Annotated in this window: 7 protein-coding genes and 1 pseudogene; 3 read left to right on the top strand and 5 right to left on the bottom strand. The window is 70.9% G+C overall.

Translation table 11 applies throughout. The features are described from left to right. Window positions 1-369, top strand: a 369-nt coding sequence (locus FrCorBMG51_RS31935; RefSeq protein WP_235433784.1) for a DUF4191 family protein, incomplete at its 5' end; no start/stop codon positions are given. Between the two features lie 349 nt (window positions 370-718). Here the strand turns inward: FrCorBMG51_RS31935 and FrCorBMG51_RS20895 are convergent. Then, complete coding sequence (locus FrCorBMG51_RS20895) at window positions 719-1,117, bottom strand: PPOX class F420-dependent oxidoreductase (protein ID WP_047224719.1); 399 nt, start codon at window positions 1,115-1,117, stop codon at window positions 719-721. Window positions 1,118-1,559: 442 nt separating this feature from the next. Next, window positions 1,560-2,246 (bottom strand): RDD family protein, encoded by a 687-nt coding sequence (locus tag FrCorBMG51_RS27410; RefSeq protein WP_083730814.1) that lies wholly within the window; start codon window positions 2,244-2,246, stop codon window positions 1,560-1,562. A 194-nt stretch (window positions 2,247-2,440) separates the two neighbouring features. Between FrCorBMG51_RS27410 and glnA the strand changes: the two genes are divergently transcribed. Both glnA and glnII read left to right on the top strand, forming a co-directional pair. Further along, window positions 2,441-3,865 carry a type I glutamate--ammonia ligase gene (gene glnA / locus FrCorBMG51_RS20885; RefSeq protein ID WP_013874430.1) on the top strand — a complete coding sequence of 475 codons (1,425 nt, stop codon included), beginning with the start codon at window positions 2,441-2,443 and terminating at the stop codon, window positions 3,863-3,865. Window positions 3,866-4,328: 463 nt separating this feature from the next. Next, the gene (gene glnII / locus FrCorBMG51_RS20880; protein WP_047224718.1) at window positions 4,329-5,390 is read left to right on the top strand and encodes a glutamine synthetase GlnII; all 1,062 of its coding nucleotides are present in this window, start codon (window positions 4,329-4,331) and stop codon (window positions 5,388-5,390) included. Between the two features lie 78 nt (window positions 5,391-5,468). On the opposite strand, the gene FrCorBMG51_RS31930 is transcribed toward glnII, so the two are convergent. From FrCorBMG51_RS31930 to FrCorBMG51_RS20870, 3 genes and pseudogenes are all read right to left on the bottom strand, one after another. Continuing rightward, window positions 5,469-5,927, bottom strand: a complete 459-nt coding sequence (locus FrCorBMG51_RS31930) for a [protein-PII] uridylyltransferase family protein (RefSeq protein WP_235433787.1) — start codon at window positions 5,925-5,927, stop codon at window positions 5,469-5,471. Between the two features lie 141 nt (window positions 5,928-6,068). Beyond that, window positions 6,069-8,115, bottom strand: a pseudogene (locus FrCorBMG51_RS31925) (bifunctional [glutamine synthetase] adenylyltransferase/[glutamine synthetase]-adenylyl-L-tyrosine phosphorylase); the annotation flags it as partial. A gap of 618 nt (window positions 8,116-8,733) precedes the next feature. Further along, a partial coding sequence (locus FrCorBMG51_RS20870) for a hypothetical protein (RefSeq protein WP_162233261.1) occupies window positions 8,734-10,325 on the bottom strand: 1,592 nt, incomplete at its 5' end.

The raw sequence follows: 10,325 nt of genomic DNA, 5'->3' as shown, positions 1-10,325 counted from the left end.
TGGCGGCTCACCCCCGCCGTGGCGATCAACCGCAACCAGGACGTCGTACACCGTGTGGTGTGCCGCGCCGGCGTGGTGATCATTGCCGAAGGTCGGGGACGCGGCCAGCGCGACCTGCTCGGCACCGAGGTCCGCCGCGTCCGCAAGGTGGTCGGCGAGACACCCATCCACGACATCGTGATCGGCAGCGGCCCCGGCGAGGTGCCCCTGCCGAAACTGCGGCTGACGCTGATGCGGCTGCCCCGCACCCTGCGTCGCGGCGAGGTCGACCCCCTGGCACGACGGCTACGGGCAGTGAGCTCGCCAACCCTCCCCATCCCCAAGGGCCCCATCCCCCGCAACATCCCCCGCGGCAGAAAAATCCGGTAGACCCCAAATTTTCGCCTGGGCGAAAATTTGGGGACCCCTACCTCGAGGGCCGGCCGTCGCATGGGGTTCGCAATCTCCCCCGGAGATCGCGAACAAGAAGCACCCCCACCCTCACCCCAGGCCCTCCCCCACGCGCTCCTTTTCCAGAGCCGCCGCCGGGCCGCCGCCCACCACTGATCGCCGGACCACAGATGCGCGACGGCCCGCGACCGGGCCACCGCGATCATCACAGGACAACCCATCCCGCAAACCATCCCAAACAGCACGAAGGATGTGAATGCGCTGCTGTTGCAGCAGCACCGCATTCACATCCTTCCTGGCGTCCCAGGTTCGTCCCGCGGGCCGCGAGCTATCCGTTGGCGACGATGCGCCGCGGGGTCAGCGTCAGCAGGACGCGGTTGTCGGTTGGCGCTGGGAACGTCTTCAGCGTCTGGCCGTAGTGCGCGAGCAGGCGTTCCAGGAACGACGTGTCGCTGATGTCCTCAAGCGTGACGTCGCCACGCACCTCCAGTGTGCGGAACGGGTTGGTGGGATCGATCAGGAAGAGGGTCGCCTGGGGGTGGTCGACGACGTTGCGGTACTTCTGCCGCGACCGGTGCAGCGACGTGCGCACCACGTCGCCGTCGAGAAGGAACCAGATGGCCGTCGTCTGCGGATAGCCGGCGGCGCCGACGGTCGTGAACGCGGCCGCGCTCGGCGTCTCCAGAAGATCACGATGCGTGGCGGGAATGGAAGTGACCTCGGACATCCTGTCAGCTTGCCTCAGCCACGACTCCTCGTACCAGCGAGACCCGAACCACTCGCGGCCAACCCACCGCCTACACATCCCGACCACTGCAGAACAAGCCCGCCGCATGAACCGGTCCCGAACGGCGCGTACGAACGATGTGAGTTTGCTGCTGTCAGAGCAGCAGTGCATTCACATCCTTCGGGGATTCTCAGGACGGCTGGGGAGGGTGGCAGGTGCGCCCGGGACTGCGGGTGGGAGGCCGCCGCATGCCGGGCCCGCACACGAAGATCGGCTCGTGTGAAGAGCCGCGGAGCCCGCTCCGCGAGAGTGGGCATGGGAGATCCTGCCCTGGGGCAGGTCCCATCGTTGGAGAGTCCGCTCCGCGGGAGCGGGCGTGGGGGCGTTCGTCCGAATCCGGACGAGGGCGACGTCAGCCGGTTCGTCCCACGGGCCGATGCGTCTACTCCGCGGGTCGATGTGTGGGCCTTTGCGCTCCGGGGTCGGGACGACGCCTGGGCCTGGGCTGTGCGGGGTCGGGACGTCCGGGCTTGCTCTGGGCGGGCCTGCGCTGCCCGGGAGCGGGGCGGTCGGCTCCGCCCCGGCCAGGGGTACGTTCGGCTCCGTCGCGGCCGGAGGCGGGGTGGCCGGGCTCGGAGCGGCCGGAGGCGGGACCGCCGGAGGCGGCGCGGGCGGGGTCGCGGATGACCACGGTGCCGGCCGCGCGGTCGTGGGTGCCGCGCAGGTCCCGGTCCCAGATGAAGGCCGGTACGGCCAGGGCCAGCAGTACGGTACGGACCGCGCTCCAGAACCATCCCGCCGGGCGGTGGTCGCGCACCCGGATGACCCGGACACCGAGCATGCGCATCCCGATGGTCTGCCCGTTGACCGCGATCAGGATGAACTCCTCCAGCAGGAAGGCGAGGTAGACGGCGAGCCCCCGGGCGTTGACGGAATACCGCAGCCCGAACAGCACCGGGACGCCGACCAGCAGGTTGGCGATGATGGCGTCCACCGCGAACGCGGCCAGCCGGGGACCAACGCCGACCGCCGAGCCGGGACCGTCCGCCGGCAGGCCGAGGCGGACGCCGGGCGGGGTGTCCCGGGGAAGTTGCGGACCTTCCAGCCAGTTTCCGAGTGCGCGTCCCACGGCGTAAGCCTATGCCCGGTCCCGCTCCCGGCGACCGCCCCGAAAATCCAGTCGCCCAGAGTAACAATTTCCTGCTGTGTTACAGTCGCGAAACGACTTCGTCATGTTTGCGGAACCATGCGGCGTTACGGTCCGCATCGGGGCATGGCGTATCCTTCCTATCCACACGGCCATGAAGCTCCCTTGGAGGGTGGATGTTCACAAACGCCGAGGACGTACTTCGCTACATCGCGGACCAGAACATCGAATTCGTCGACGTTCGCTTCTGTGACCTTCCTGGGATTCTGCAGCACTTTACGATCCCGGTCGAGGTCTTCTCCGCGTCGGTGTTCACCGACGGCCTGATGTTCGACGGGTCCTCGATACGCGGGTTCCAGGCGATCCACGAGTCCGACATGCTGCTGCTGCCGGATCCGACCACGGCCTTCGTCGATCCGTTCCGTGAGCACCCGACGCTCGCGATAACCTTCTTCATCCATGACCCGATCACTCGGGAGGAGTACTCCCGGGACCCGCGCAACACCGCGAGGAAGGCCGAGGCCTACCTGCGGGGCACCGGTTTCGCGGACACCGCCTACTTCGGCCCGGAGGCGGAGTTCTACATATTTGACGACGTACGCTACGACTACAATCCATATGGCTCCCTGCACGCTGTGGACTCCGTCGAGGCGGCCTGGAACACCGCCCGTAAGGAGGAGGGCGGGAACCTCGGCTACAAGCCCAGGTTCAAGGGGGGTTATTTCCCGGTTCCGCCGACCGACCACTTCACCGACCTGCGCTCGGAGATGACCCGGACCCTGATAAGGGCCGGGGTCACCGTCGAGATGCAGCATCACGAGGTGGGCACCGCCGGGCAGGCGGAGATAGACATTCGTTACGACACCCTGCTGCGGACCGCCGACAACCTGATGCTCTACAAGTACATCATTCGTAATGTCGCGGTCGCCCGTGGCAAGACCGTGACCTTCATGCCGAAGCCGCTCTTCGAGGACAACGGCTCGGGGATGCACGTCCACCAGAGCCTGTGGCAGGGTGACGAGCCGCTGTTCTACAGCGAGAGCGGCTACGGCGGCCTGTCGGAGCTCGCCCGCTTCTACATCGGTGGGCTGTTGCACCACGCGCCGGCGCTGCTGGCGTTCACCAATCCGACCACGAACTCCTACCGACGGCTGGTGCCGGGCTATGAGGCACCGGTCAACCTGGTCTATTCGGCGCGTAACCGTTCGGCCAGCTGCCGCATACCGCTCAGCGGCGTCTCGCCCAAGGCGAAGCGGATCGAGTTCCGGGTCCCCGACCCGAGCTGCAACCCGTACCTGGCCTTCGCCGCGATGTTGATGGCCGGCGTGGACGGGATCCGTAACAAGATCGAGCCGCCGGACCCGATCGACAAGGACCTCTACGACCTTCCCCCGGACGAGCTGGCCGCTGTGCCGCAGGTGCCCGGATCGCTGGAGAAGGTACTCGACGCGCTCGAGGCCGACCACGAGTTCCTGACCGAGGGGAACGTCTTCACCCCCGACCTGATCGAGACGTGGATCGACTACAAGCGCAAGAACGAGGTCGACGCGATCCGGCTCCGGCCGCATCCGTACGAGTTCCAGCTCTACTACGACATCTGACGGACGTCTGACGAACATCTGGCGAACGTTGGACCGGACAACCGACCAGACGTCCGACGGGACATCCGACGGGCGGGGCCGGCGGCGGGAACATCCCGCGCCCGCTCCGCCCGTCCGGCGATTCGACCGCCCGCCGCCGCGGCCGGGGCCGGCCGGGCCGCGGCGGTCGGAGCGGCGAAGAACAAACAAAACAAACATGGTCGGAACACCGGCGGCGGGACGTGGGCATGGTCGTGCCGTCGCCGGTCGTCCGGGTGGCGAGAACAGTTCCGGAACACCCGGGAAAACAAATTGACCGGAAATACGTGATTGACCGGAAATTTACCGTGGTGGAACGGCGCGGAAACCGGACCCGGCGAAGATCCGGACGGACCCTCCTGGCACCCGCGGCCCGGGTCGGAACAATCCGCAGGTGCGCGACGAGAAACTCCGCTACGTGCCATGCCAACCACGGGGAGTATGAGTGAGTTACCAGGCCGAGTACATCTGGATCGACGGCACCAGGCCGGAGCCCCTGATGCGGAGCAAAACCCGTATCGTTGCCGACGGCAAGGAACCGGACATCTGGGGCTTCGACGGCTCGAGCACAAATCAGGCGCCGGGATCCAACTCGGACTGCGTCCTGCGGCCCGTGTTCACCTGTCCGGATCCCCTGCGCGGCGGGAAGAACGTCCTGGTGCTGTGCGAGGTCGAACTGACCGATTTCACCCCGCACCCGACCAACACCCGCGCGTTCTGCCGCCAGGCCTACGAGAAGTACGCCGACCAGCAGCCGCTGTTCGGTATCGAGCAGGAATACACCTTTTTCCAGCAGGGCCGGCCGTTGGGCTGGCCCGAGGTGGGCTATCCGGCCCCCCAGGGTCCCTACTACTGCGGTGTCGGCGGCGAGAAGATGGTCGGCCGTGCGATTGTCGAGAGACACACGCAGGCGTGCCTCGACGCGGGCCTCGCCATCGAGGGCACCAATGCGGAGGTCATGATGGCCCAGTGGGAGTTCCAGATCGGTGTGCTCCCGCCGCCCGCCATCGGTGACCAGATATGGGTCGGCCGCTGGCTGCTGCACCGGATCGCCGAGGATTTCGACGTCACCGTGTCGTTCGCGGCGAAACCGATTCCCGGCGACTGGAACGGTGCGGGCGCGCACACCAACTTCTCCACCAGGGCCACCATGGAAAGCTGGGACGCCATTGTTACCGTGTGTGAAGCGCTGGGCACTCGCGTCCTGGAGCACGTGAAGAACTACGGGGACGGGATCGAGCAGCGGCTGACCGGTCAGCACGAGACCGCTCCGTACGACAGGTTCTCCTGGGGTGCTTCCGACCGCGGCGCGTCGGTCCGCATTCCGTGGGCGGTGGAGAAGGCCAAGAAGGGCTGGATCGAGGACCGCCGGCCCAACGCCAACATGGACCCCTACCTGGTCACCGGCCTGATCGTCGACACCTGCTGCAGTGCGCTGGCGGGCACCAGGCCGTCCCTGGCCATCCCGGGCCAGAAGGAGTCGCTGAACACGGTCGTCACCGTCTGAGCCGCCGCAGCAGCTTCACAGCAGCCTTACACAGCACAGCCTTACAGCAGCCCCATAACAGCCCGTAGCAACCGACGGCTACCCGTCCGCGCCGGCCGGGTAGCCGTTGTCCAGTTCGCGGGCGAACACCGCTTCCACCACCGCGCGAGCGTGCGCACCACCGCGCCGGTAGTCGCCCATCAGCGTCTCGGCCTGGTCCGCCGGACGGCCCAGCGCGCCTGCGACCTGGGCCAACGCCCGCGGCTGACGGGGCAGCACGTCCCCGGGACGTCCCCGGGCCAGCATGATCGCGTTACGGATGCGGGACGCCGTGGTCCACGCCTGCGTGAGCGTCGCGGCCTCGGCCGGGTCGAGCAGCCCGGCCGAGGCCGCCGCGCGCAGCCCCGCGAGCGTGGACGTCGTACGCAGCGCGGGCACCCGGTGGGCGTGCCGCAGCTGCAGCACCTGCACGGCCCACTCCACGTCGGCGAGACCACCCGGGCCGAGCTTGAGGTGCAGGGTGTGGTCCACGCCCGAGGGGATGCGTTCCGCCTCCATCCGGCCGCGTAACCGGACGAGCTCGGCGACCACACCGGGCCGCAGCGCCGGCGGATAGCGGATCCCGTCCACCCACGCGCAGAACCTCTCACCGAGGGCGACATCCCCCGCGACCGGGCGCGCCCGCAGCAGCGCCTGCGCCTCCCAGCCCTGCGACCAGCGGTTGAAGTAGGCGGCGTAGCTGGCGAGGGTGCGGGTCATTGGCCCGGCCCGCCCCTCCGGGCGCAGCTGCGCGTCCAGGACGAGCGGCGGGTCGGCGCCGGCCGGCAGGGCCAGCAGCCGCAGCAGTTCGGCCACCACCGACCCCGCCGCGGCAGCGACTTCACTGTCCGTGAGTGAACCTCTGCTGTCGTCCACCGGCTCGTGGACGAACACGACGTCCGCGTCACTGCCGTAGGACAGCTCCTCCCCGCCGAGCCGGCCCATCGCGATCACCGCGATCCGCANCCGGGAGCGGCCGGCCGGTCTCCTGCTCGAAGCGGCGTTGCGCGACGAACAGGGCCGCCTCGATCGTCGCGGCGGCGGCGTCCGACAGGGCCTGGCCCACCGCGGCGACGTCGAGCAGCCCGAGCAGGTCCGCGCAGGCCACCCGGAGCAGTTCGACCCGGCGCACCGCACGGGCCCGTCCGACCGCCTGCTCCCGGGCCGGGTTGCGGCGGGCGATCGCGATCAGCGCCCGGACGAGCTGCTCGCGGCCGCTGGGCCGCAGGTCGTCGATGGTGCGCAGCAGCCGCACCGACTCCGGGGCGTGCTGCATCAGGTCCGCGACGTAGGTGCTCGCCGCCAGCAGGCGGGCCAGCCGCTCGGCCGCGCCGCCCTCGTCCCGCAGCAGCCGCAGGTACCAGGGGGTGTGCCCGAGCGCCTCGCTGACCCGGCGGTAGGCGAGCAGGCCGGCGTCGGGATCGGCGGCGTCGGCGAACCAGTGCAGCATCGCCGGCAGCAGGCGGCGCTGGATCGTCGCGGTCCGGCTGACACCGCTGGTCAGCGCCTCGATGTGACGCAGCGCACGCCCCGTGTCGGCGAAGCCCAGGGCGGCCAGCCGGTCGCGGGCCTCCGCCGGTGTCAGCCGGACCTCCTCCGCGGACAGCCTGGCCACCGCCTCCAGCAGCGGCTGGTAGAACAACCGCTCGTGCAGCCGGCGGACGAACCGGGCGACCCGGGCGTGCTCGGCCTCCATCCGCTCGGCGGTGGCGAACCCGAGGGAACGGGCCAACCAGCGCATCTCGGCCGGGTCCCGGGGCAGGGTGTGCACCCGGCGCAGGCGCTGCAGCTGCAGGCGGTGCTCGGTGCCGCGCAGGAAGCGGTAGGCGTCGGCGAGGCCGGCGGCGTCCCGGCGTCCCACATAGCCGCCGCGGGCGAGCGCGTCGAGCGCGGACAGCGTCGAGACGGCACGCAGCGTCGGGTCGGCCCGGCCGTGCACCAGCTGGAGCAGCTGGACGGCGAACTCGACGTCGCGCAGCCCGCCGGGGCCGAGCTTGAGATCACGGTCGGCGTCCGCCCTGGGCAGGGAGCGTTCCACCCGGCGGCGCATCGCGCGCACGTCGGCGACGAAACCGGGCCGGGAGGCCGCCGACCAGACCAGCGGCCGCACCGCGGCGCACAGCTGTTCCCCCACCTCCCGGTCGCCGGCGATCGGGCGGGCCTTCAGCAGCGCCTGGAACTCCCAGGTTCGCGCCCAGCGCCGGTAGTAGGCGTCGTGGCTGGCCAGGGTCCGCACCAGCGGGCCGTCGCGCCCCTCCGGCCGCAGCCCCACGTCGACCTGGAACAGCGTCCCCTCGCTGGTGACCGCCCCGCAGGCCCGGACCATGCCCACCGCCAGGGAGGTCGCCGTGCCCAGCGCGGCGGTCCGCGCGGCGCTGGTCGTGGCCGGCCGGCCGTCGTCGCCGGGCTCGGCCACGAACAGTACGTCGACGTCGCTGACGTAGTTCAGCTCCCGGCCGCCGCACTTGCCCATGCCGACGACCGCCAGGCGGGCCGGCGGCGCCGACGGTGACAGCGCCGAGCGCGCGACCGCGAGCGCCGCGTCCAGCGCAGCCGCCGCCAGGTCGGCCAGCTCCGCGGTGGCGTCGTCGAGGGACACCGCGCCGGTCAGGTCGCGCGCAGCCAGAATCATGAGGGATCGGCGGTAGGCGACCCGTAACGCGTCGAGGACCTCGGTGCTGTCGCCGGCGGCCCGGGGCAGCGGCATGTCCGGGTCCGCCCCGACCGCGCGCAGCAGCCGCGCCCGCGTCAGGTCGGCGTCCGGTGGCGTCCGCATCAGGTCGTCGTCGGCGAGCACCCGNNNNCGAGCACCCGCCAGTCGGTCGGATGCCGGACCAGATGGTCGCCGAGGGCGGCGCTTGCCCCGAGCACCGCCACCAGCCGGGTGCGCAGGCCGGGCCGGGTACCCAGGACGGTGAGCAGGTCACGTCCGACATCGGCCGGCGCGGTTTCCACGATCCGTTCGAGTGCCGCGAGCGCGAGGTCGGGATTGGCGGCCCTGGCGAGTTCCGCCAGCAGGGCATTCTCGTAAAGATCGCCGGACGGCGCGGCGGCACCGGCGGCACCGGCGGCACCGGCGGCACCGGACGGATGCTCGTCGTCGTGGTCGACCAGGCCGAGCCGGCGGACCGTGACGGCGAACCTGTCCACGTTGGTGAAGCCCATCCGGGCCAGTTGCGCCTGCACCGAGCTGCCCCGCGGGTGCGTGCTGCCGATGCTGCCGAGGTCGCCGGGCACCCGTGCCACCCCGGTCCGGGAAACGTCGCCCACCCGTCCATCCTGGCCCCAGATTGCCCTGCCGGCGCCCCGGTCTCGGGGCGTCCGCTCAGCGCAGCCAGGACGTCAGGACGGCCCCGATCACGACGACCGTGCCGAGGCCGGCGGCCAGCGCACGCCCCGGGCCGCCTCGCCCGGTGGCGACCGCCGCCCGAACACCCGCGCCGGCCAGCCGCGACAGCAGGAAGACGATGCCGACCGCCGGGAGCACGAGGACGACGACACCCAGCGCATCCGCGATCATGACTGCCGGCTGCCCCGCCCCGGCGGCGTGCGCGACGAGCCCGGCCCGGTCCCGCACCGCGTCCACGGACCGGGCGACCACGCTCGGAGCGATCATGATGATGAGGACGAGGTTGGTGGCCAGCAGCGGCGCCACGACCAGCACCCATACCGTGATCGTCCGTTGCGCCCGGTGGGTGAGCGCCGCCACCCGCGGATCCGGGGCCTGACCGCTGCCCCGCTGCCGGCTCTGGCTCCGAGCACGGTTGTGGGCAGGGTAGCGAGCAGAGTGATGGGCAGGATTGCGGCCACGGGCCAAGCCGCGGATCCGGTCATGGTGACGGCCGCGGCGTCGGTGCCGTCCTCCCTCGGTGTGCGCCCACCGCCGGCAGCGCTCACGCGCCTGGTACAGCCGGGTGGACAGCACCGGCCCGATCCTGGCGAACAGGTCCGGGACCCCGGCGAGATCGCTCAGAATGTAGTACCCGTCCAGCCGGACCACCGGTACGAGCTGCTGGAACGCCTCCAGGTGGACGAGCAGGACGATGACCGCGAGCGTGTCCGCGCCGCTGATCGCGTAGGCGGTCCCGAGGCCGACGATGACGATCGCGTTGAAGTACACCCCGCCGAGGTCGGTGCGCAGCCGGCCGGCGCGGTCCAGCCGGTAGGCGTCGGTGACGTCGGTGTACAGGGCCGGCCACAGCAGGTAGATGCCGCATCCGATCACCCCCGGCCGGCCGCCTCCGTAGTGGCAGGCGGCGGCATGGCCACACTCGTGGAAGATCATGGACGCGAGCGTGCCGCCGAGAACCGTGAGGATGAGCGCCGGGCTGGCCAGCACGTGATGTATCCGCGTGTCGACACCGGAATCAGCGCCGGTGCCGGTGCCGGCCGAGGTGAGCAGCGAGGTGAACAGCCAGGCGTCCACGATGACCAGGGCGGCCAGGACGCCGGTTACGACCACCGGCCGGAACAGCGGCGCGAGCAGGCGCGCGAGCGTGTCCACGGCCGGTTCCGGCACAAGCGTGCGGCGGCCGGCGAGTCCCAGCAGCGGGGTCGCTCGGGGGGTCGCGGTGGCCCCGTGACCGTCCGCGATCACTCCGAGGGGGATCAGTTTCGTCGCCAGCAGGTACACGACGTCGTCCGCGCTGACCGCGCGCCCGCTGACCGCCCGGACCCGCCGCGCGATCGCGGGGATGTCGCGGCTGCCGTCCGCGGCGTCGACGATGTGCCGCAGCAGACCGGTGAGCGTGATGACCTGGCCGTCCCGCCGACGGACCAGGAAGACCTGGCCGCGCAGGCCCGACCCGGTGAACTCGCCGAGCATCCGCAGCCCCCCGGCGGCAACCGGGTGCTGGGGCACGGCCACCGCCGGGACAGTGGTGGCCATCGCGGCGCCGGCCGCCGCTGTCTCGGCGG

The sequence above is a fragment of the Protofrankia coriariae genome (assembly GCF_001017755.1).
GTDB lineage: Bacteria > Actinomycetota > Actinomycetes > Frankiales > Frankiaceae > Protofrankia > Protofrankia coriariae.
This window is presented reverse-complemented; position numbering and strand designations above follow the sequence as displayed.